The sequence below is a fragment of the Aidingimonas halophila genome (assembly GCF_900106955.1).
Classification (GTDB): domain Bacteria; phylum Pseudomonadota; class Gammaproteobacteria; order Pseudomonadales; family Halomonadaceae; genus Aidingimonas; species Aidingimonas halophila.
Genome location: NZ_FNNI01000001.1, coordinates 550642 through 573865, shown reverse-complemented (window position 1 = coordinate 573865; position 23224 = coordinate 550642). Strand labels below are relative to the sequence as shown.

Sequence of the window (23224 nt, the reverse complement as noted above, 5' to 3'; positions counted from 1 at the left end):
ATTGTTACTGTTGAATCGAGCGTCCGTCATGATCCGAGGTGTTGCGTCTGCCACTGTGATGAGCTTGGTGTTGCTCTGTTTCGTCGTGCCGGTATGGGGGCATGAACTACCTCGACCTCAGGGAGCAGTGATACTGAAATTGAGTGGTGACTTGCATAACACCAATGTGGGTGATGAAGCCCATTTCGATCGGGCAATGCTCGATGAACTGCCCTCCCGCGTGATCGAAACCCATACCCCCTGGACGGATGGAAAAAGCCGCTATAAGGGGCCCTTGGCGACGGCAGTCCTTGAGGCTGCCGGTGCCAGAGGAGGCTGGCTCAAGGTTCGAGCCTTGAATGATTTCGCTGCCGATGTGCCGAGATCGGACCTCGAGGAGTATGACGTGATTCTGGCCATGGAGCGTGATGGGGAACCCATGCCGATCCGCGATTATGGTCCGATTTTCGTTCTCTATCCGTTTGACGATCATCCTGACCTGAATAACGAAACGATCCGTTTTCGCTCAGTGTGGCAGGTGTCGGAAATCCATATTGAGTGACATCGGAGAGTCACCTGTTCATGCTACGCAACCCATTACGACTGAAAGTTGGAGCCTTTGCGGCCTTGCTGCTGTTCACCGCGGCGGTGGTGGTAGTGGGATTGGTCTTGTGGCGTCAGGAGAGCCTTGCCGAGAGCGTCGGCGGTGACACGGCCTGGGCGGCCTATAAACTCGATCGTGAGGCGGTGCAATTACGCAATCTGCTGGCGATGAGCGACGATACGGAGTCAGTGGATGACCTGCAATTGCACTTTGAATTGCTGTACAGCCGGATCAATATTCTGCGGCGTGGCGAGATAGGCGAGTTATTTTCCTCGATCCCCGATACCCGGGAACTGATGCCGCAAATCGAAGCTCGTCTGGAACAGCTCGACGCTGAATTCGACTCACTGGAGGAGCTCGATGAAGCGCGTCGGCAACGTATCGATCGTGTATTGCAGGAGTTGGGTCAATATACCGAGCGGCTACTCATCGCGATCAATTCACATATCGCCGATACCACGACCGCCGAGCGACGTTCGTTGAACCAGCTTTATGGATTGCTCCTCGCGCTCATCGTCGCCATGAGCCTGGCGGCCATGTTGGTCGTGGTCTTTCTGTTTCGTGAAGTGCGCGACAATGTGCGTGCACGTGGTGATCTGGAGCGCTTGAGCGGTGAGCTGGAAGCGACAGCTCATCGAGCGGAAACGGCGAGTCAGGCCAAGTCGGAGTTCCTGGCGACTGTCAGTCATGAAATACGTACGCCGTTGAATGGCGTCATCGGCATGAGCGATCTGTTGCTCGAACAGCCCCTGGATCAGGCTTCACGGCATTATGCGCATACGATTCATGATAGCGCCGGCCAGCTATTGAGCTTGATCGACGATATTCTCGATTTTTCGAAGATCGAAGCCGGGCGGTTGGAAATCGAGCGTGTGCCCTTTTCTCTACCGCAGGTGCTGGAAGGTGTTGTCGGTCTGTTTGGCCCTCGAGCTTCCAGCAAGCAGTTGGATATGAACACTCGCATTGCCGATGATATACCGGAACGGGTGATGGGCGATCCGGGGCGGCTGCGTCAGGTGTTGTTGAACTTGCTGTCCAATGCCATCAAGTTCACGGATCAGGGCGAGGTCGTCGTGAACGCTTATCGACACACCCAGGAGCGTTTATGCATCGAAATACTCGATACCGGTTGCGGTATCCCCGATGACATGCATGACGCCTTGTTCGAACCGTTTCGCCAGGGCGATGCCTCGACCGCCCGCCGATTCGGCGGTTCCGGATTGGGACTGGCGATCTGCAAGCGCCTGGTCGAGGCCATGGGCGGGGAAATCGGCGTTAACAATCGCCCGGAGCGGGGAAGTCGCTTCTGGCTCGTCCTGCCCCTGTCGCCGGCGGATACCGAAACGAGTCTGCCGACACCGGCTCCCCCCTCCCCGGTATCGCAGGAAGATACGACGCTATTGCTGGTCGAGGATAACGAAGTCAATCAGCAGGTTGCGGTAGCGATGCTGGAACGCTTGGGCTGTCATGTCGCGGTGGCGGCCGATGGACGGGAAGCACTCGATATGATCGAGACGACTCGTTATGCGTTAGTGTTCATGGATATCCAGATGCCGGGGATGGATGGCCTGGAAGTGACGCGTCGCCTTAGATCCAGAGGGGGGAGGTTTGCTCAACTGCCGATTGTCGCGATGACGGCTGGCGCGACGGTAGGCGAGCGGGCCCGCTGCCTGGCGGCGGGAATGGACGATTATCTCACCAAGCCTCTGTTCAATGATGCGCTTGCCACGATTCTGGCCCGTCATCTCAATAATGCCGATTCACCGGCAGTGGATGACAGTGAGACATACGCTGAACGAAAGACGGAATCGGCGGAACCCGATGAAGAGATCCTCGGGGAGTTGCGTGCCTCGATGGGGATCGAGGGGATCGCCTCATTGACGACGTTGTTTGCGGATCAACTTTCGCGTCGACGACAGGAATTGCAGGCGGATGTCGAGGCGGGGCGTTATACGTCCGCTTCTCGTCTGGCCCATCTGCTGAAAGGGGAGTCGGCCAGCCTGGGACTCATGACTCTGGCCGAATATGCCCATGCGCTCGAATCGGCAGCGAGGACTGACGACCCTGAGAGTATTCGGCAGGCCTGGGAGGCGTTCGAAACGCATTGTCCCGAAGCGCAGGAAGCCCTGGAACACTGGCTATGCGTTCGGCAGGCCAGGGCGTGACGGTGATTCGCTGCAACAACATGATCAACCGAATCGCGATTTCTGTGATGACCGGGTCGCTGCGGTTGTCGTGCGATGTTTCAGGGTGCGTTCCACGATGTCCTGCCCAGGGCGATAGTTTCCTATCGCCGCGCTCAAGGCGCGATCCAGGGTCAAATCGGCAATGCGGTCATGGTCCTGGGGGAGTGAGTTGATGGACAGCGGTAGAAAGTCCAGCAACCGATCGTCACCGAAGGTGGCTAGATGCAGGTCGTCGGGTAGGCCACCGTTTTCCAGCAGGACATCGAACACGCCATCGAGCAGCGTGTAGGACGCTGTTACCAAGGCATTGGGCAGCGGTCCCTGGGCCAGGAGTTCACGCATCAAGCGCGCGCCCTCGCTACGGTCGTAGCTGTTGCCGCTCAGCATGGTGATTTCCAGATCGCGATCGGCCAGAGCCTTGTTGAAACCGGCACGCCGTTCAATACTGATCGACAACGCCGGGACGGCATCCAGCCAGGCAATATGCTCGACGTCCGGGGCCAATACGGACTGAGTCAGTGTCATGGCGGCGGGCTGATTGTTGCTGACGATACTTACGAAGTGGCGTGGATCGAGAGCCCTGTCAACGGCTACGACCGGCAACCCAGACGCCATGACGTCGATATAGAAGGGGTCGTCCATCGAGAGACAACTCGCCACGATGAGGACTTCGCAACGCTGCGCACGTAGCGCGCGCGCCAACTCCCTTTCGCTGTCCGGATTATCGTCGGAGCCGGTGATCAAGAGCTGATAACCCCGCTCACGTGCACCACGTTCGAGTCGCTTCGCCAGTCGAGCATAACTGGCGTTCTCCAGATCGGGAATGATCAGTCCCAGCGTGTGGCTCGATCCTCGACGTAACGCCGCTGCCTGGGCGTCGACACGGTAGTGGTGTCGTTCGACGACTGCCATGACACGGTCGACCGTATCCTGACTGATACGGCGCTCCTGCGCCTTGCCGTTGATGACGTAGCTGGCGGTCGTGCGCGAGACGCCAGCCAGTCGCGCGATTTCAGCGAGTGTCATTGATTGTCCTCATCTGTACCTGTCACGGGCAGCCATCGTCCCATTCTACGTGAAACAGCACGCCACCCACCCCCTGCTAAGGTCGAATCCCTCAACGCTTGATAAATGGCTGAACACGATTCAGCATTGCCTTTACATTAAAGGTGACACGATTCAGCTTAGCTGTTCAATCATTGCCTCGACGTTCTGGATGGATGAACGTTCATCATTAAAGAAGGGACTTCGTAGTCAGGGGTCAGGTCGTGATGCAGGACACACACCGAACCTCATACGGGAGAGCACCATGCTGACACTCGACCAGGATGACATCATCCTCGACCGACATGCCGAAGATTGGCAATCGGCACTCGATCTGGCCGCGCAACAGTTGAGCGAAGCCGGTCTGGTGACTGAGGGCTACCGACAAGGCTTGTATGATCGCGAGGCCCAATCGTCGACTTTCCTCGGTAACGCCATTGCCATCCCCCATGGCACGCCGGATAGCCGAGATCATGTCAATCGGACCGGTGTCCGCGTCATTCAGTTTCCCCGTGGTGTCGAGTGGCATGATGGCAATCGCGTGCATGTATTGGTGACGATAGCGGCCCAGAGCGATGAACATCTGGATATCCTGCGACAGCTGACACACGTTCTGGATCGAGAGGGAGTCGCTGAGCGCTTGGCAGCTGCCGACTCGGCCCGGGAAATTGCTGCACTGCTGTCGAAGGCTCCCCTTGAAGCACGTCTTGACGCCGATACCCTGTGCCTCAATTTTCCCGCTTCGGATTCTCTGGAACTGGCGCTGGCCGGGGCAGCCCGGCTGCGCCAGTCCGGTTGTGTCGACAACGCTTTCGTTGCCGCCATTGCAGATCAACAGGCCCATCCTCTGGGACAGGGCCTTTGGCTGACATCGAGTCCGGTCGGTGTGCAGACGCCGGCTCTGGCTCTGGCGACGCCGGAAGCGAGCTTTCAGGGCCCTCTGGGTACGGTCAATGGCGTGTTCTGTCTTGCGGCTCAGGGAAGTGCGCACCGTGATCTGCTCGAGCGTATCATGACGTTGCTGGACAGCCGGGCCGGCGAAACGCTCGTCGGCGCCGATTCGGCAACGGTATTGTCACGACTCGCCGGTGAATCAGCGAGTGCCAGGACGGCGACGGCGAGGGTGCTCAACGCGCATGGGTTGCATGCACGGCCGGCCAAGCAGCTGGTGCAAGTGGCCCGCGAACAGTCCGTTCCCGTCAAGGTCAGGCTGGCGGAAGGTGGCGGTGCAGCGGTCTCTGCTGCCAGCCTGACGAAGGTGATCGGACTGGGCGCACGTCGCGGGCAGCAGTTATTGTTCTCGGCCGAAGGCGAGGGGGCCGATAGCGCGCTGAGTGCGGTCTGTCGTGTCGTCAATGAGGGACTGGGGGAAAAGGTCGCACCTTTCGAGGAAGGCCGGGAGCATGTGGCTCCGATAACCGAGCCTTCCGTCGAGCCACTGGAGGCCGATGTGCCTCACCTGGCCGTGGCGGCGTCGCCGGGGTTGGCGATTGCCGAAGCGTTCGTGATGCGACCGCCACGTTTTGACTATCCCGAGCGGGCTGAGCAGCCGGCGGAAGAGTTGCGTCGGCTCGATTCCGCCATCGAGGAGGCGGGACGACAGCTGGCGTCCTTGATTCGTCAGGCGCCTGGTGGTGAGGTGTCCGAGATCCTGTCGATGCATGAGGAAATGCTTGATGATCCGGAGCTGCATGAAGCCGCACGCGAGGGTATCCGTGAAGGATTCTCCGCCGAAGCGGGTTGGTGGCGAGCGATCGATACGGCTGCCCACGCCCAGGAAATGCTGGCTGATCGGTTACTCGCCGAGCGTGCTGCGGATCTGCGCGACGTCGGACGGCGCGTACTCGGTGTGCTCTGTCATGTCGAATTACCGACACCACCGGAGCGCCCCTACATACTGGTGATGGACGATATCGGCCCATCGGATGTGGCGCGTCTGGATACTCGTCGGGTACAAGGTCTGCTCACGGCCCGAGGCGGTGCTACGGCACACAGTGCCATTCTGGCCCGTGCTTTGGGTATTCCCGCCGTGGTCGGTGCCGGGGCGAGAACCATGGCGCTCGACAATGGGACGGAATTGATACTCGACGGTGAACGTGGACGCGTGATTCCGGCGCCGTCAACGGCACGGCGGCAGCGTGCCGAATTGCGTCTCAAGGAGCGCGAACGACGCGAGCGCGACGCTTGGGAGGCACGGTTCGAAGAGGGGCGCACCAGCGACGGCCATCGGGTGGAGGTGGCCGCCAATCTGGGGAATACCGCCCACACCCAGGATGCCGTGGAAAGGGGCGCCGAGGGCGTCGGTTTGTTGCGGACCGAATTCATTTTCATGGCGCATGCTCAGGCCCCGGATCTCGATACCCAAATTGCTGAATACCGTACAGCCGCAGAGAATCTCGACGGCCGCCCGTTGGTGGCCCGAACGCTGGATGTCGGGGGTGACAAGCCCCTGCCGTATTGGCCGGTGCCGCAGGAAGACAATCCCTTTCTGGGGTTACGTGGCATTCGTCTGGCATTGACGAAGCCGGACATCCTCGAGACGCAATTACGTGCATTGTTGATAGCGGGGCGTGGCTGCCCGCTGCGGATCATGCTGCCAATGGTCAAGGATGTTGCCGAGTTCCGTCAGGCCCGGGCAATCTTCGATCGACTTCTGGAGCAGCTCCCCGAGGCAGAGCGTGCCACCGATGTGCAACTCGGTGTGATGATCGAGGTGCCGTCGTGTGCGCTACTGGCGCCGAGTCTGGCAGCGGAGGTCGACTTTTTCTCTATCGGCACCAACGATCTGACCCAGTATACGCTGGCTATCGACCGCGGCCATTCGGAGCTTTCCGCCCAGGCAGATGGCCTGCATCCCGCCGTGCTTCGTCTCATCCAGATGGCCGTCGATGCCGCCCATGCTCAGGGCAAATGGGTTGGTGTCTGTGGCGAATTGGCGAGCGATGCCGCCGCCGTGCCGGTACTGGTAGGGCTGGGTGTCGATGAGTTGTCGGTGGCGTCGCGCCAGGTGCCGTTGGTCAAGGCGCGACTGCGCGATTTCGACATGAGCGAGGCCCAGCGCCAGGCGGCACTTGCATTGTCGCAGGCGACCAGCGAGGCCGTGCGAGAAGCGCTGGAGGCACTGTAATGGCACGTATATTGACCGTCAGTCTCAATCCGGCGCTGGATCTCGCCATCCGATTACCCCGAATGATGCTCGGTGAGGTCAATCGCACCGATGAAACGCATCTGGACGCCGCCGGTAAAGGAGTCAATGTTGCTCGTGTCCTGGTGGCACTTGGCAATGAGGTGACTGTATCGGGGTTCCTGGGCAACGCCAATGATGGTCCCTTTCTTCGATTGTTCCAGACGTTGGGTGTCGAAGATGCCTTCCAACGCGTTCCGGGCGAAACCCGCATCAATGCCAAGGTGGCCGAGGAGGGCGGCCGTGTTACGGACATCAATGGCCCTGGAGTCAATATCCAGCGTGCCGATTGGGAGCGCTGGGTTGCCTGGCTCGATGCCTTGGCTGCCGACCCGCAGCAACAGCCTGATGCGGTCGTGATCGCCGGTAGCCTGCCGCCAGGTATCTCCCCCGAGGACCAGTCGGCCTTGATCGGGCGACTGCGACAGCAAGGATTGCCGGTTTGGGTGGACACCAGTGGTGAGGCGTTGACCCGCGCCATCGAGGCCGGACCGTCAGCGGTCAAGCCCAACGAGCATGAGCTCTCCGACTGGGTGGGAGAGTCTCTATCGACCCACGATCAACGGTTATTGGCCGCTCATCGTCTGTACCGGTCCGGTGTCGACGAGGCATTGATCTCCGTCGGTGATGAGGGCGTGCTTTGGGTGAGTCAGCGCGGTGGCTACCTGGCGACACCACCGAAAGTGTCCGTCGAAAGTACCGTCGGCGCCGGCGATACGCTGGTGGCAGCCATGCTGCATGGTGTGCTGGCGGGTCACCCGCCGGCGCAGATCCTGACATTTGCCACCGCCTTGGCGGCAGAGTCCGTTCGACATGTCGGGGTCGGCAACCCCCATGCCGATGATATCCATCAACTCCAACAACAGACCCGCGTGCATCGTTTCGACGATGTCGACGCGGATGGAGCGCTCGCATGAATATTATTCTGATCACTGCCTGCCCCAGTGGGATGGCAACGACTTTCCTCGCCGCCCGTCGTCTCGAACAGGCTGCACACCAGCGTGGCTGGCAGGTAACGGTGGAGATGCACAGTGAGCTGGAGTCCGTCACGCCGGTCGACCATGCCGCCATCTCATCGGCGGACCTCGTGGTCGTCGCGGCGGATCATGTGCCTGCTGCCGCACGATTCGAGGGAAAGCCGCTGTATCAGGCGCCGATCGATCAGGCCCTGCCGGATCCGTCAGCGTTTCTTGACCGCGCCCATCGGGACGCGACCACTTATCATGCGCCTGATGTACCTCAGGCGGTAACAGAGCCAGCAGCCCCGGACGGCAGCAAGATCGTGGCGGTCACGGCTTGCCCCACCGGGGTGGCGCATACATTCATGGCGGCCGAGGCGCTCGCCGAGGCCGGCAAGGCCATGGGGCACCAGATTCGCGTCGAAACCCAAGGGTCGGTCGGAGCCCAGGATCAACTGACCGAGGCAGAAATTGCCGATGCCGACCTGGTCATACTGGCTTGCGATATCGAAGTCGATCCGACCCGCTTTGCCGGTAAGCGTGTGTGGTATACCTCCACTGGGAATGCCTTGAAGAAGCCGCGCCCCACGATCGAGGAAGCGCTGGAAAACGCCGAGATTCAATCAGGGGCTTCGGCACCGTCCGGCGGCGAACGCAAGCAGAGCATCAAGGAAAAGGGCGTTTACAAGCATCTGCTGACCGGTGTGTCCTTCATGTTGCCGATGGTGGTGGCCGGCGGGTTGCTGATCGCGTTGTCCTTCGTGTTCGGCATCAATGCCGCCGAAGAGGAAGGGTCGCTGGCTGCTGCCCTGATGCAGATTGGCGGCGGAACGGCATTCGCCCTGATGATTCCGGTGCTGGCGGGCTATATTGCCTATTCGATCGCGGATCGACCGGGGATCGCGCCGGGCATGATCGGCGGGATGCTGGCATCGGAAGTCGGGGCAGGCTTCATCGGGGGGATACTGGCCGGCTTTCTGGCCGGTTATGTGGCGAAAGCCGTCGCACAATACGTCAAGCTGCCGTCAAGCATCGAATCTCTCAAGCCCATTCTTATCATCCCGCTGATTACCAGTTTGGTGACCGGGCTGATCATGATTTATGTCATCGGCGAACCAGTTGCCGGGGTCCTTTCGGCGCTGACGACGTTCCTGGAAAACATGAGCTCAGCGAACGCGGTATTGTTGGGCATCCTGTTGGGATCGATGATGTGTTTCGATCTCGGCGGGCCGGTCAACAAGGCGGCATATACCTTCGGCGTGGGGCTGCTGTCCTCGGAAACCTATGGCCCCATGGCGGCGATCATGGCGGCTGGCATGGTCCCCGCTATCGGCATGGGCATCGCTAGCCTGGTTGCCAAGGCGAAGTTTTCCGATCCCGAGCGTGAAGCGGGTAAGGCATCGTTGGTACTGGGATGCTGCTTCATTACCGAAGGAGCCATCCCCTTCGCTGCCAAGGATCCGTTACGGGTCATTCCTCTCAGCATGATCGGTGGGGCGATCACCGGAGCACTATCGATGCTGGTCGGCGCAAAACTGATGGCGCCCCACGGTGGTATCTTCGTACTACTGATTCCCAATGCCATTACGCCGGTCGCGTTGTATCTTGCTGCGATCGTCATCGGTTCGCTCGTCACGGGATTGGGTTACGCGTTCATCAAGCGAGGCGGCCAGGAAGTGGCGGTCGAGGCCAGTGCCTGAGCTTTCGTCAATGCAACGTTCGATCAGCGTCGGCGCCCCATGAGGCGCCGACGCTGTTTCATGCCTTTCTCCATACTCCGTTCACTCTTTGATCGCTCACTGTCGATACTGCAGCGTTCCATTGTGAAAGTGAACGACTCAGGCATACACTGCGGTAAAGCCCGATCATGGGAATATCGTCATGCTGGATTTGCCGATGGCCGAAGCGCTCAACCGCACGGGCGAACTCGACGCATCCGACATCGTGCGCACGGCTTATAGTGACAGTCACGATCCCCGGCAGGCAGCCAACGCACTGGCCTTGGCATTGACCCACGATCAGCTGGGATTCGTGCTGTTTTTCTGTAGCGCGGAATATCCTCTGGATGCGCTGGGACTGGCGCTGGACGAGGCATTCGCTGACGTGCCGGTCAGCGGCTGTACGACGGCGGGGGAAATCACTCCGGCCGGCTATGGCCGGGGTTGTATCGTGGCGATGGGGTTTGATCGGCGTCACTTTGCCATGTCGCTGGCTCTGGTCGAGGATCTGGCGCGCTTCGACCTGGAGCGTGCGCAGCGTCTGACGGATTCCCTGCTGAGCGATTGTCGGCGTCAGGCCCTGGCACCGATTAGCGGCCATAGCTTCGCCTTGACGCTGCTCGACGGCTTGTCCAGCAGCGAGGAGCAGGTGCTGGCCACGCTGGATGCCGCCTTGGGAAGCATCCCCAGCTTTGGTGGTTCTGCCGGGGACGATAACCGGCTGGCACATACCCATGTCTATCATGGCGGCCGGTTTCACAGCCAGGCGGCCGTGGTGGCAATGTTCAACACCGATATGCCGTTTGAGGTCTTCACGACGCATCACTTGCGTTCGCGATGCGAAAAGCTGGTCGTGACAGCCATTGACCGAGCACAACGGCGAGTCAATGAACTCAATGCAGCACCGGCGGCGGAAGAGTATGCGCGTCTGGTGGGATGTTCGGTGACGGAACTCGATGAAAGCATCTTCGCCCGCTTTCCTCTGGCCGTGAAAATTGGTGACCATCACTACGTACGCTCGATCCAGCGTGCCAACCCCGATGGCAGCTTGAGTTTCTACTGTGCAGTGGAGACTGGCATCGTACTGACCGCCATGGAGCCGGCGTCGATTCTCGACGACCTGGAAACCATCTTCGTCGATCTCGAGGCTCGGCTGGGTCGTCCCGAATTGATCATCGGTTGTGACTGTTTTCTACGCCGGCTGGAGTTGGAGACGTTGGGACAAGTGGACGCCGCTTCACGGTTGATGACCCGTTACGGCGTGGTCGGCTTCAACACCTATGGGGAGCAGCACCATGGCATGCACATCAACCAGACGTTCACCGGGGTTGTCATTGGGCGCGCCCACGGACGACCGTTCGAGTGAGGCATCGACCCCGAGCGAGCTGGCCCTGGCGGAAGAGAATGCCCGCTTGCGTAAAGTGTGCCAGGCACTGATCGAGCGTGTAGAGTCGAGCGGTGTTGCTGGAGGCGCTCCCTATGCGGCGTTCGAACACGCCGTACTGCTGGCCGAGCAGGTCCGCGAGCGAACGGAAACACTGCATCGCACGCTGGATGAATTGAGTCAGGCCAACGAAGAATTGGGGCAACTCAATACCAAGCTCCGCGAGGAAATCGATGAGCGGCTGGCTGCCGAGCAGGGACTACGTGATGCCAAGGCGGAAGCAGAAGCCGCCAACCTGTCGAAGACCAAGTTCCTGGCAGCCGTCAGTCATGACCTGCTTCAACCTCTCAATGCCGCTCGTCTGTTTACGAGTGCCCTGGCCGAGCATGACATGCCGGCTGCCTCACAGGCCCTGGTTGGTCACATCGGTCGGTCATTGAAGGATGTCGAGGGGCTGTTGGGTACCCTCGTTGATATCTCACGGCTGGATGCGGGGGTCCTCAAACCCGATGTGGCGACTTTCCCCGTGTCGGAACTGCTGGATATGCTGGCCGAGGAGTACCGTCAGGTTGCCGTCGCGCAGGGGTTATCGTTGCATTATGTGCCGAGTTCAGCGGTAGTGCATTCCGATCTGCAGCTATTGGCAAGAGTCGTGCGTAATTTCCTGACCAATGCCCTACGGTATACCAGGCAGGGGCGGGTGACGCTTGGATGCCGACGCCGGAAGCAGGGACTGGAGATCGTCGTGGCCGATACCGGGCCGGGGATCGCCGACGACCAGCGTGAGGCTATTTTTCTTGAGTTTCGTCGCGCTAATTCGCACACCGATACTCGAGACCGTGGTCTGGGGTTGGGACTGGCAATCGTCGACCGTATCGCGACCATGCTGGACCACCCGTTGCGCTTGCGATCCCGACCGGAGCAGGGGTCGGCGTTTTCGATCCTGGTCCCTTATGGTAAGCAACAACCGCATGCGCTACCTCCTCAGGATGCCATCGCTTCCGGCGCCTTGCTGACCGGGATGCATATCTGGGTCATCGACGACGATCCGGCGATCTGTGAGGGAATGACGGCATTGTTGAGTGGCTGGGGAGCCGATGTGTCCGGAGCGGCTTCTCTGGATCGTCTGGAGGTAGTGAATGATCGTGACGTGGACATGCTGATCATCGATTACCACTTGGCAGAAGGCGAACCGGATGGATTGGCTGTAGCGCGCTCAATGCGCCAGCAGCGGCCGGACTTGCCCGTGCTGGTAATTACTGCCAATCATGACGCCGAGTTGAAACGGCGGGCACGGGATCTGGGATTTACCTGCCTGCTCAAGCCGGTCAAACCGCTACGTCTGAAAATGTTGTTGGTCAATATGCTCGATGACCTTCAAGGGCGTTCGGATTGATGCCCTATACCCGCTTCGTTGGCGACCAGAATCGCCTGTACCCGGCTGGACACACCGAGCTTGCGCAGGATGGCGGAAACATGTGTCTTGACGGTCGTTTCGGCAATCGCCAGCCGGTAGGCAATCATCTTGTTGGAGTCGCCCAGTGCCATTTGGGCCAGGACTTCGCGCTGTTTGCCGGTGAGTAGTGCCAGATTGGCACCGGCCGTTTCCTGTTCAGGGACGGTCGAGCAAGCCATCGTGGACGTAGGTCGCCGCATGATGTCCGGCGGGAGATAAACATTGCCTTCAAGCACCTGATGCAATGCGTCGAGCAGTCTGCCGCGTGGGGTCGACTTGGGAATATAGCCGACTGCACCGAGATTGATCGCCTCGAGGACAGTGGCACGGTCCTGATCTGCCGAGACGATGGCCACCGGAATGAGAGGCGCATAGTCCCGGAGTCGTTTTAGTCCCGCGAGCCCCTCTGCGTCCGGGAGGCCGAGATCGAGCAGAATCAGGTCGAGATCGTCGTGTTCATCGGCGAGCGATAGCGTACTGACCAGGCTGTCGGCTTCCATGACTCGGCTGTCAGGCATGCCGTCGCGCAGGACGCCGACGATGGCATCGCGGAATAGAGGGTGGTCGTCGGCAACCATCAGGGTGTACATGTATCCGGACTCCCGTGGTGAACTCCTACCAAAGAACGAGTCTCTCTCCTGCCAGGGAAGTATGTCGTGATCGAGTCAGCTGTCCAACACTGAGGTGAGCTTCACTCATAACGATAATAGACGCAATCCAACAGGAGTATGCCATGATCTACACCAACCCCGGCCAGCCAGATGCGGTGGTATCGTTCGATTCACGCTATGGCAACTACATCGGCGGCGAGTTCGTTTCTCCCGTCAGAGGTCAATATTTCGATAATGTCAGCCCGGTCAACGGCGAGGTGTTCTGCGAGATTCCCCGCTCGACGGAAGAGGATATCGACAAGGCAATGGATGCCGCACATCAGGCGGCTCCCGCTTGGGGCAAGACCTCGGCAGCCGAAAGGTCCAACCTGCTGCTCAAGGTCGCCGATCGTATCGAGCAGAATCTGGAAATGCTGGCCGTTGCCGAAAGCTGGGATAACGGTAAAGCGGTGCGGGAGACGCTCAATGCCGATATTCCGCTGGCAGTTGACCATTTCCGCTACTTTGCCGGATGCATCCGTGCGCAGGAAGGGTCGTTGGCTGATATCGACGGCAATACCGTGTCGTATCACTTCCACGAGCCACTGGGCGTAGTGGGGCAGATCATCCCCTGGAACTTCCCTATCCTGATGGCGACCTGGAAGCTCGCGCCGGCGCTCGCGGCGGGTAACTGTGTCGTGCTCAAACCGGCCGAGCAGACGCCGGCTTCGATTCTCAAGGTCATGGAACTGGTCGGTGACCTGTTGCCGCCAGGCGTGGTCAACATCGTCAATGGCTACGGCGCCGAGGCCGGCCAGGCGCTGGCAACCAGCCAGCGTATCGCCAAGATCGCCTTTACCGGTTCGACACCGATCGGTTCCCATATTCTCAAATGTGCCGCCGACAATATCATCCCCTCGACGGTGGAACTGGGTGGCAAATCGCCGAATATCTATTTCGGCGACATCATGGATGCCGAGTCCTCGTTCGTCGACAAGGCGGTGGAAGGTCTGGTGCTGGCATTCTTCAACCAGGGGGAAGTCTGCACATGCCCATCGAGGGCATTGATTCAGGAAAGCATGTACGAGCCCTTCATGGCGCGGGTGATGGAGCGCACCAAGGCGATCAAGCGCGGGAATCCATTGGACACCGAGGTTCAGGTCGGGGCACAGGCATCACAGGAACAGTTCGACAAGATCATGTCCTACATGGATGTGGCTCGCGATGAAGGTGCTGAATTCCTGACCGGTGGCTCCAGAGCCTCTTTCGATCCGGCTTATGATCGCGGTTTCTACATCGAACCGACGCTGCTCAAGGGCAATAACAGCATGCGTGTCTTCCAGGAGGAGATCTTCGGACCGGTGGTGGCCGTGACCACGTTCAAGGATGAGGCCGAGGCATTGGCGATAGCCAATGACACCCAGTTCGGTCTGGGAGCCGGTGTCTGGAGTCGGGATATCAACGTTGCGTTTCGCATGGGACGAGGCATTCAAGCGGGGCGTGTCTGGACCAACTGCTATCACCAGTATCCGGCACATGCCGCTTTCGGAGGCTACAAGAAATCCGGTATCGGCCGTGAAACGCACAAGATGGCCTTGGAGCACTATCAACAGACCAAGAATCTGTTGGTGAGCTATGACACCAACCCGATGGGATTCTTCTGAGCCATCTGCCGCGGGCCTCGCGCCCGCGGCGTTGCGCAGCCCCGGGCGTCCGCCGGGGCCGCCCTTCAACAAGAAAACACAAGATACCGTCTCTCCCTGGGGCGTGTCGAGGCACGCCTCTTTTTTTCGTGCGCCAGGCATGGCGCGCAGCGCCTGGCGGGCGCTGGTCCCGAGGATGGTGCCTCAGGATGACTTGGGGGTGAAAGTCCCCTGCACGCCCGGCAAGGGGAAGTGCTGGCCGACGGCAAGCGTGTCTCCCGCGAGGGGAATCTGGAGGAAGTCCGAGGCAAAACGCTGGTCTGAGGAACAGGAAGCGGATACGAGGCGTCACGATGGGGTGAGATGGCTCAAATCATCAAAGCCCGGTACTTGCACGGAACGTCATGACGTAAATCCGACAGGCATAAGCGGGACAAATTCGTCGGGAACGAATTTGAGCGTCGTATCCGACGGATCATCGAAGAGCTGACCGCGGTCATGCGGGGCTGGGCCAGCTATTTCGGTCTCGTCGACGTGAAGCGCTCCCTGGAAGCGCTGGATCAATGGATACGTCGCCGATTGCGCTGCGTGGTCTGGCGGCAGTGGAAGCGTCCGCGGACTCGGCGCCGGAAACTACGGGCGTTGGGGCTGGAGGAAAACCGTGCCTGGAAATCAACGGTAAACGGGCGAGGCGACTCCCCCTCCGACTCGATTTCATCGCAGCACTGCGATGAATCCATGTCTGAAAAAACAACAATCGGCGCTAGTGATAGCGATTGCCGAATCATAGCCAATATTTATCGATGAGCATCGTCATCCCTGACAAGAAAAAGGCACTACCCCCAGACACAAAAAGGCCAAAATAAATCCACACCAGGATATGCTTTAGCCATTTGGGGGCCTTATCGATGGCTTCTACTCGTCCTGGCCTTCCTGTCAGTGGCCAGCGATTTGTCAGCCCCATTTTTCGCAGCACAATCTGGCAGCCATACCATCCCAGCCGCCCGCCGCTTAGGTTGACCAGCTTGAAAAGTGGGTCTTTTTCGGTTGTCAGCACTGAAAGATATCTATCAGCCTTCTCTACGATATGGCCTGTTAAGCCAATAACATAAGGACCATGAGAAACGCATAAACGAGAAGCAGACCACCTACGATGGCTATTGGCCCAAGGATATCCAGTCGATCAAGGCTCATGGCGCGTCGGGTACTCCCTCATCTATGGTGAGGTCATAAATCACCTCTCCAAACCTGCGTCCCAAAGGATCGCCACCTTTCGTGCCTCCATAGGCACCGGCGCCTCCCACCACGATGGAACAAGCCAGGGTGGTGGGCGTAATGCCAAACGCCAGACAAGCCTGACTTCCGGCAAATCCTCCTCCTACGGCTCCAAATGTTCATCCAGTTAACCCGCCATACTCCAGTAAGGCCACACGGCGGCATTCTTCTGGACCCGCCGCGAGACAGCACCCTCGCTCTACCTCCAGCCGTGTCGCGGTATAATCCAAGCCAACCATCAGATAGTTGGTGTAGTTGAGCGACTTGACGATGCGTCCGGCACTGCGGATGGCATCCGATACCGTGGGTACGCGAAAGGCCGGAAAACCTTCGGCGGCCTGGCGGATCGTGTGAACGGTCTGATCTACTTGGACGCCGATCGCTTGTTTCAGTGATTGAGCCGTATCCGGAAGATCGAAGGGGTGGTTGATCCATGCCGTCGCTATGTCGCCAAGACGACGGAAGGTGGTTTGCCCCCGCGTTTTGACGTAGTCAGCACTTTCATCGGCTATCTGTGCTAATTCATTCAACGTTTCGGCGCTGGCCTGCTTGAGATTCGAAAGCCCCGATACCGCGGTGCCTCCCCACGTCGAGGTATCACCCGTCACTTGACTGGCTTGCTCCAGCTCGGCAATCGCGCCCCAACTGTTGATTATCGCTTGGGCCTGGTCAGGCTCGAGCGTCTGGATGACGGCCCTGGCCAGATACGCCTGGCTCTGCAGGGCTTCCTCTTCCGCCGTGCACTGCTTATTGTCGGGGTCGCTGAGCACGACCAGCGAGCCTGGCAGCACGTAGTAGTCCCCAAGGTGACGGTTGAGACGCTCGAACATGGCGTCTACGTCCGGACGAGGCGAACCGAACAGGCGCTGCTTGATCTCGTCGCGGGTACCTGGCGAACGAACGACGTGAAAACCCGGTTCGATGCCACTTGCCTTGGCACTCGACTCGTCACCCTCACGAGCTCGTAACGTTGCCTCGTTGATCCGATCGATCTCGGCCTGTAACTCGGCTTGCGGATCATCCACCTGGCGGAACCTGATCCCATCTCCCAGCGAGATCGTGGCAGGTGCGCTGGTCACTGCTGTTGAATCGGTGACGATATAGCCACCACAGGACGTGGTGCTGCCGTTGATGGCGACCGGGGCGTCTTCGACCAGATACCAAGCCAGCCCGGTCGTGATGGTGGCGCCACACGAGGTGCGGTCGCCGACACGTGCCATCGGCACGTTATCCACGAACACCGTCGTGGCACCCGTGACAATGGAATGAGGCCCACCCTTGCAGTTGCAGACGACCTTGTCGCCGATCTTGCCGACATCCATGTAACATTCCTTTCACTGAATCCATGTGAAAGAAGAACCCTACCAAGCTTTACCATCACCCTGTATAGGAAATAACCGACAATTCATCATGAAGTCAGTCTTGGATTTATCCTCTTTCTCTATCCCGCCTCTGACTAATGCCCTGCCTGTTACACGCAGAAATGCGAAGAACGCTTTTTTCATTCTTCCCCTTCTGCCGATATGCAGCTGGGCGTAGAATGCCCTAGCTGTTGGAATGGAGTGGTTGATACCCATGAGTGAGCTTCATAGTGATCGCTTGGAGACTGTGACACAGCGGCTCAAGGCCAGTGGCGCGCGTAGTGTGATCGATCTGGGGTGCGGGTCGGGGGCGTTGCTGGCGTACTTGATGGAAGAACCGCAATTTGTACGGCTCATGGGGGTGGAGCAATCGGGCATTGGGCTGGTACAGGCCAAACAACGGCTGGAGGAGCCTATGGCTGCCGAACCGGGCCGGTTGGAACTGGTATGTGCCTCGTATACCGAGCGCTCGTCACGCTTCCAGGATTTCGAGGCGGCTGCCATGGTCGAGACCATCGAACATGTGCCTTCAACACGTCTATCGGAAGTCGAGCAGGCGGTATTCGGTTGCTATCGCCCCGGACTACTGGTCATGACCACGCCGAATCGCGAGTATAATCCCTTGTTCGATCTTGCCCCCGGTGAGTTCCGAGATGTAGATCATTGGTTCGAGTGGGACCGTGCCAAGTTTCGGCAATGGGGACAGGGCGTCGCCCGTCGTCATGGATATCGCGTGACCTTTGGTGGTGTCGGTGAAGAACATCCGTACCTCGGCCACCCCACCCAGCTGGCGCAGTTTGTTCGTCAGTCATGATCAGGTCTTCTTGGTGACGACAGTCCCAGAATGTCCACCTCCCGTTTGCGGCGCTGGTATAGATCCCACCCAGTGGCAATGATCAATAGAATGAAACCGCCGAGTTCCGTCAATGCCTGATAATCGACGTAAAGGGCATGCATCAGGGTCGCATTGCCCGCGATACCCACTAGCAACGGCCACACAGAATGATGGCGACGCATTCCTGCCGCAACCGCCGCTAAGGTGAGAAGGGAAAACACCGTGATGGAGAGCGCCCAGATATCCTGATCGATGACCACACCAAGGCCTAGCAAAGGCAACAGGGCGACGAGTGTCAGCGTCCCGTAACAACTCAACAGTGCCAGTAGTAGACTGGCGACACCCAGTAAGCCTCTGCGCCATATCGACAAGAACCAGCGACGCGGATCGAGTCGCCTTATCCATTGCCGGAGTGACGATGGGGCTGTCACTCCACGACGCATGCTCAGTTCGATGGTGTGGGCACCGAAACTGGATGCGATGTCCCGGGTCTGTTCGCTGGGGCTGAGGGCAAAATAGTCGATGGTGTTGAGTTCTTGTATGTCCTCGAAGCCGGCATCACGGAGCATCGCCAGCAGATCCTCCTTGACGGTGGCTCCCACGACGCATTCGACCCAGAGTCGCGGATCATCATGGCAATCCACCGAGACCGGGCGCTGGATCACGACATCGGCAAGCTGTAGACGGCCTTGCGGCCGTAGAACTCGAAACATTTCGGCAACGGCAAGACGTTTATTCGGCACCAGGTTGAGCGCGCCGTTGCTGGTAATGCTATCGATGCTGTCGTTGGCAAGAGGCAGCCGTTCGGCAGATGCCTGAACGACATCGACGGAATCAATATGATGGGTATCGATTGCGGTTTTGAGCTTATGGGTCATGGCATACGTCAAATCCAGTGCGATGACGCGTCCCGCCGGACCCGCGAGTTGACGGGAGATCAGGCTGTCCACGCCGGCACCGGCGCCGATATCGAGAACGCGGTCAGCCGGTTGAATGATATTGGCACGAAAGGGACAGCCGACGCCGGCAAAGGCTTCCAGGATAGCTGCCGGAATGTGAGCGGTATGCTCCGGAGAATAGCCTAGGCGATGACAGGCGGAACCGCCTACGGGGAAGTGGAACGGCGATGCCGGGTTATCGGCGACGGCGGTATACATGCCTTGTACCGCTGAGATGATCTGTTGTCGGGAGTAACCGAGGATGGCCACCATGACCTTGCCCGTGATTGGTTGACACTCGGAGCGTTGCTCAAGCCTACGACCGGGATTCATCATCGAACTGGTCGAGCAGGGATTGAATCCGCCGATGCAAGCGAGAAGGCGCCGGGACGCTGGCCAATGCTTCCATTCTGTCGCGTAATCGCCGCTCGAACTCCGCGCGGGAAAAGCAATCGCGACACTTGGCCAAATGCCATTCGATATCGACCTGTCGTTGACTGTCCAACTCTTGATCAAGATAGTCGAAGAGTTGTTCGATGACCTCCTCGCATGTCAGTGTCCGTCGTGTCATGGCGAAGCCCCCTCGTTGCCCGGCCGACTGACTGCAATACCGGCATCACTGGCTTGCTGCCAGAGCGATTTCTGGAGCAGCGACCGTCCTCTATGCAAACGCGAGCGCACTGTACCCACGGGTATGCCGAGCATTTCAGCGGTTTCCGTGTAGGAATAGCCTTGAACTTCCACCATGATCAGAACGACTCTGAACCGATCAGGTAGTGCATCCAACGCACATTGCAACTCCTCTTGCAGGAGGTGGTTCAAAAAACGTTCTTCCGTATTGCCCCACCATAGCAGGAAGGGTTGGTGCAGTTGCCGGAACAGGGAGAACCCGTCCGCATCCCGTTCTTCCAGCGTGGCAGCATCGTCGTCCGACGTGAATGGCGGACGACTCTGCCGGCGCCGCCATTCACTGATGAACGTATTGTTGAGGATATGGAATAGCCAGCCTGTGAAACACTCGGGATCACGGAGTTCATCAAGTTTGATCCAGGCCTTCTCGATCGCTTCGGCAACGATATCTTCGGCATCATCAGGGTCCCGGGCCAGGCGCAGTGCCGTGCCGTAAAGCCGATCCATGAGTGGCTCCACTTGATGCTGGAACCACTGCTTCTGGTGCTGGCGACGAGACCCGCCTGATGAGGCTGAGGTCATGTGGCCTCCCGGTTTCGACCATCTCTCGTGCTGATCATGAGCCACTTCATGCCGACCCACAATGTGGTTATCCCACGTCGAGGCAAGCAAGGCTCGTCGTACCACCAGGACGCAATAAGTCAGGACAGGGTTCCCGCATTTTCATCGGGAACATTTCAAGAGGCATCTGCGTCCTCGCAGCACACGACAGATCTTGTCGTGTCATTTGGAACCAATACGACAAGGGGGCAAGGCCATGAAAACCTTAACGCTGTTGATGATCGGATTGAGTATGGGAGGGTTCTCTGCTGTGAGTGTGGCAGACATGCCTTATCACGGTAACGGCCATATCATGGGAACCGCGGATCAACTGGAATGGGGACCGGTAGGTTCCATGGGCGAGGGGGCGGAAATTGCGGTGATAGAGGGAGATATGTCAGAGAAAGCGCCGTTCACCATTCGCTTGCGGCTCGACGATGGCTACGAAATCATGCCACATACGCATCCCGCCTATGAGCGGGTGACGGTGCTGGCGGGTACACTGCATTTCGCTCATGGTGAAGTGTATGATCCGGACGCTACAGCGGCGCTGCCGGAAGGGGGCTTTGCGATCATGTCGCCGGGTGATCCGATGTTCGGTTATGCCGAAGGCGAGACGGTGATTCAACTGCATGGCGAGGGCCCCTGGGGCATCGATTATATCAATGCCGAGGACGACCCACGTCAGTGAAATGGTAGGCATGTCGGCCCCATGGCATGGTCGCCATGGGGCCAGGTGAATCCACTCGGGTACAGTATCAGGATGGTGTATCGAGTGCTTCCGTTTCGCCGATGGAACCCGGCATGGCGGGGGTATTGGCTGATGGGTTCATGGCCAGGAAGTGCAGGTGGCGCGCGTATTCCGACACGACATCATTGATGACCTGGCTGCGGGTATAGCCGTTAAGGTCCTGACCCAGGCCCCCTTCGGCGAGGTAGACATCCAGACGCAGATAATAGTCATCGTCGACCGGCAGGAAGCTCGGGGTTCGCATACGGTGAGAGCGAACCTGGTAAACGAAGCTCTGGGCATCTTCCAGGTCGACCTGCAGCGTCAGTCGCGGCAGTATCTCGCCATCCATGAACTCTTCACTGACATGGGCCTGTTGTCCTCGCTGTTCGAGTTCCGCGGCGAACTGTTCGAGCGCTGGGCGGATGGCATGTTCGATGCTGGCGGAGGCACCGGCCCGGGTCGAGGTATCCAATGCCCGGTCGAGCCGTTCACGCCAGTCGCCGTTAGTCTCCCCGCCGGCAACCAGCCGTCTGGCATCCGCTTTGTCTCCTTCAGTTCGCAAGGCACGATACAATCCTGCCATGATGGCAAAGATCACGACGGAAAACGGCAAGGCAGTTATCACGACGGCGCTTTGCAGGGCATTGAGACCACCGGCCATCAACAGGGCGATGGTCACCAGGCCAATGATAACGGCCCAGAAGATGCGCAGCCGGATGGGGGCATCATGGTTGACGTCGGAGAGGATCGACGTGAAATTGGCCATCACCAGCGCACCGGAGTCGGCCGAAGTGACGAAGAACACAATGCCGAGTATGGTAACGATGCCGGCGGTCAAACCGACCCACGGATAGGATTCCAGAAGGGTGTAGAGCGTCGTTTGAGGCGTGTTAAGAGCCTGCTCTCCCAGTTCAGCGATACCTTGGTTGGCCACGAGTTCGATACCACTGTTACCCAGCACGGACATCCAGACCATCATGAATGCCAAGGGGATGCCCAAGGCGCCAGCGACGAACTCGCGGATGGTTCGACCGCGGGAAATGCGTGCCAGGAACAGACCGACGAACGGTGTCCAGGCAATCCACCATCCCCAGAAGAAGATCGTCCACCAGCCTTTCCATTGTTGGGCCTCCTCATCGGCATAGGCGTAGGTATCGAAACTCTTGGCGATGAAGCTCGAGAAGTAATCACCGGCATTGTTGACCACCATATCGAGCAGTTTCAGGGTGTGGCCCTGGAACAGGATGAATAACAGCAATGCCAATGCCAGCAGCATATTGAACTCCGACAATCGACGAATGCCTTTTTCGACGCCGCTGACCACGGAAATCGTGGCGATAATCACGACCATGACGATCAGGATGACCTGTACGGACAGGTTTTCCGGCACGTCGAACATATAGTTCAAGCCGTAATTGAGCTGAATGACACCGATACCCAAGCTGGTAGCGATACCGAAGACGGTTGATACGACGGCCGTGATATCGACGGTGTTGCCGATCGGTCCGTTGATACGTTTGCCGAGCAGGGGGTACAAGGCGCTACGGATAGCCAGGGGCAACCGATGACGGTAGCTGAAATATGCCAGTGCCATGCCCATCAGGACATAAAGTCCCCAACCGGATAATCCCCAGTGCAAATAGGTTTGGACGACGGCACTGCGCATCGCTGCCTGACTTTCCGGCTCCATGTCGGGGGGAGCCAGGTAATGGGATAGCGGCTCGGCGACACTGAAAAACAGCAGGTCGATGCCGATCCCGGCCGCGAAAAGCATGGCCGACCAGGATAGTAGCGAAAACTCGGGACGGGAGTGATCCGGTCCCAGGCGGATATTGCCGAAACGCGACATGCCGATACCGATCACGAAGACCAGATACGCTACGATCGCCAGCATGTAGTACCACCCGAAGGTCTCGTTGACCCAAGCAAGGCCGGTATCAAAGAAGGCACCGGCTTGTTCGGTAAAACTCATCGTGACAACGAGAAAGACGAGAATTCCGATCACCGATCCATAAAAGACCACCGGATTCAGGCGGTCCCGGCGCTCGGAGACTGCATTGTCATGGGACATGGGGAAGGACACCCTCCGTATCTATTGTGTTGGT

General features: G+C 58.8%; 19 protein-coding genes. 11 read left to right on the top strand and 8 right to left on the bottom strand.

The features are described 5' to 3' along the window. The first annotated feature begins 28 nt into the window (after nucleotides 1–28). Nucleotides 29–541, top strand: a complete 513-nt coding sequence (locus tag BLW01_RS02760) for a putative pterin-binding protein (protein WP_229806328.1) — start codon at nucleotides 29–31, stop codon at nucleotides 539–541. 20 nt (nucleotides 542–561) lie between these two features. Next, the gene (locus tag BLW01_RS02755) at nucleotides 562–2748 is read left to right on the top strand and encodes an ATP-binding protein (protein WP_092567952.1); all 2187 of its coding nucleotides are present in this window, start codon (nucleotides 562–564) and stop codon (nucleotides 2746–2748) included. A 24-nt stretch (nucleotides 2749–2772) separates the two neighbouring features. On the opposite strand, the gene cra is transcribed toward BLW01_RS02755, so the two are convergent. Next, nucleotides 2773–3795 carry a catabolite repressor/activator gene (cra, locus tag BLW01_RS02750; protein WP_092567951.1) on the bottom strand — a complete coding sequence of 341 codons (1023 nt, stop codon included), beginning with the start codon at nucleotides 3793–3795 and terminating at the stop codon, nucleotides 2773–2775. Nucleotides 3796–4078: 283 nt separating this feature from the next. Between cra and ptsP the strand changes: the two genes are divergently transcribed. From ptsP to BLW01_RS02725, 5 genes are all read left to right on the top strand, one after another. Continuing rightward, nucleotides 4079–6940 carry a phosphoenolpyruvate--protein phosphotransferase gene (ptsP, locus tag BLW01_RS02745; protein WP_092567950.1) on the top strand — a complete coding sequence of 954 codons (2862 nt, stop codon included), beginning with the start codon at nucleotides 4079–4081 and terminating at the stop codon, nucleotides 6938–6940. Continuing rightward, nucleotides 6940–7914, top strand: coding sequence for a 1-phosphofructokinase (pfkB, locus tag BLW01_RS02740; RefSeq protein ID WP_092567949.1), 975 nt, complete (start codon nucleotides 6940–6942; stop codon nucleotides 7912–7914). The genes ptsP and pfkB overlap by 1 nt, the downstream gene beginning before the upstream one ends. After that, nucleotides 7911–9656: a PTS fructose-like transporter subunit IIB gene (locus BLW01_RS02735; protein ID WP_092567948.1), complete on the top strand. Its 1746-nt coding sequence runs from the start codon at nucleotides 7911–7913 to the stop codon at nucleotides 9654–9656. Before pfkB ends, BLW01_RS02735 begins: the two co-directional genes overlap by 4 nt. Before the next feature lie 196 nt (nucleotides 9657–9852). Then, complete coding sequence (gene nosP, locus BLW01_RS02730; protein ID WP_092568092.1) at nucleotides 9853–11040, top strand: nitric oxide-sensing protein NosP; 1188 nt, start codon at nucleotides 9853–9855, stop codon at nucleotides 11038–11040. Continuing rightward, nucleotides 10970–12454, top strand: coding sequence for an ATP-binding response regulator (locus BLW01_RS02725; RefSeq protein ID WP_092567947.1), 1485 nt, complete (start codon nucleotides 10970–10972; stop codon nucleotides 12452–12454). Before nosP ends, BLW01_RS02725 begins: the two co-directional genes overlap by 71 nt. Here the strand turns inward: BLW01_RS02725 and BLW01_RS02720 are convergent. Beyond that, nucleotides 12436–13104, bottom strand: coding sequence for a response regulator (locus BLW01_RS02720; protein WP_092567946.1), 669 nt, complete (start codon nucleotides 13102–13104; stop codon nucleotides 12436–12438). The genes BLW01_RS02725 and BLW01_RS02720 overlap by 19 nt on opposite strands. Nucleotides 13105–13247: 143 nt before the next feature. Between BLW01_RS02720 and exaC the strand changes: the two genes are divergently transcribed. Then, nucleotides 13248–14768: an acetaldehyde dehydrogenase ExaC gene (gene exaC / locus BLW01_RS02715; RefSeq protein WP_092567945.1), complete on the top strand. Its 1521-nt coding sequence runs from the start codon at nucleotides 13248–13250 to the stop codon at nucleotides 14766–14768. Nucleotides 14769–15212: 444 nt separating this feature from the next. Further along, the gene (locus BLW01_RS02710; protein WP_342341867.1) at nucleotides 15213–15554 is read left to right on the top strand and encodes a group II intron maturase-specific domain-containing protein; all 342 of its coding nucleotides are present in this window, start codon (nucleotides 15213–15215) and stop codon (nucleotides 15552–15554) included. Here BLW01_RS02710 and BLW01_RS18300 read toward each other — a convergent pair. Further along, on the bottom strand, nucleotides 15532–15804 hold the full coding sequence (locus tag BLW01_RS18300; RefSeq protein WP_139243903.1) for a hypothetical protein: 273 nt from the start codon (nucleotides 15802–15804) through the stop codon (nucleotides 15532–15534). The two genes, BLW01_RS02710 and BLW01_RS18300, sit on opposite strands and share 23 nt — an antisense overlap. 337 nt (nucleotides 15805–16141) lie before the next feature. Continuing rightward, nucleotides 16142–17344 carry a PAAR domain-containing protein gene (locus BLW01_RS02705; RefSeq protein ID WP_092567943.1) on the bottom strand — a complete coding sequence of 401 codons (1203 nt, stop codon included), beginning with the start codon at nucleotides 17342–17344 and terminating at the stop codon, nucleotides 16142–16144. Nucleotides 17345–17597: 253 nt separating this feature from the next. Between BLW01_RS02705 and BLW01_RS02695 the strand changes: the two genes are divergently transcribed. Further along, the gene (locus BLW01_RS02695; RefSeq protein WP_092567941.1) at nucleotides 17598–18197 is read left to right on the top strand and encodes a methyltransferase domain-containing protein; all 600 of its coding nucleotides are present in this window, start codon (nucleotides 17598–17600) and stop codon (nucleotides 18195–18197) included. Here BLW01_RS02695 and BLW01_RS02690 read toward each other — a convergent pair. Genes BLW01_RS02690 through BLW01_RS02680 form a run of 3 tightly spaced genes read right to left on the bottom strand, consistent with a single transcriptional unit; the run spans nucleotide 18188 to nucleotide 20368 of the window. Further along, nucleotides 18188–19429 carry a MerC family mercury resistance protein gene (locus BLW01_RS02690; protein ID WP_092567940.1) on the bottom strand — a complete coding sequence of 414 codons (1242 nt, stop codon included), beginning with the start codon at nucleotides 19427–19429 and terminating at the stop codon, nucleotides 18188–18190. The genes BLW01_RS02695 and BLW01_RS02690 overlap by 10 nt on opposite strands. A gap of 43 nt (nucleotides 19430–19472) precedes the next feature. Further along, nucleotides 19473–19727 carry an anti-sigma factor family protein gene (locus BLW01_RS02685; RefSeq protein WP_092567939.1) on the bottom strand — a complete coding sequence of 85 codons (255 nt, stop codon included), beginning with the start codon at nucleotides 19725–19727 and terminating at the stop codon, nucleotides 19473–19475. Further along, on the bottom strand, nucleotides 19724–20368 hold the full coding sequence (locus tag BLW01_RS02680; RefSeq protein ID WP_217635475.1) for a sigma-70 family RNA polymerase sigma factor: 645 nt from the start codon (nucleotides 20366–20368) through the stop codon (nucleotides 19724–19726). The genes BLW01_RS02685 and BLW01_RS02680 overlap by 4 nt, the downstream gene beginning before the upstream one ends. 235 nt (nucleotides 20369–20603) lie before the next feature. On the opposite strand from BLW01_RS02680, the gene BLW01_RS02675 reads away from it, so the two are divergent. Continuing rightward, entirely contained in the window at nucleotides 20604–21077 is a 474-nt protein-coding gene (locus BLW01_RS02675) for a cupin domain-containing protein (RefSeq protein WP_092567938.1), read from the top strand. A gap of 67 nt (nucleotides 21078–21144) precedes the next feature. Here BLW01_RS02675 and betT read toward each other — a convergent pair whose 3' ends face one another. Continuing rightward, a complete protein-coding gene (gene betT / locus BLW01_RS02670) occupies nucleotides 21145–23190 on the bottom strand; it encodes a choline BCCT transporter BetT (protein ID WP_092567937.1) in 2046 nt (681 codons plus the stop codon). Between the last annotated feature and the right edge of the window lie 34 nt (nucleotides 23191–23224).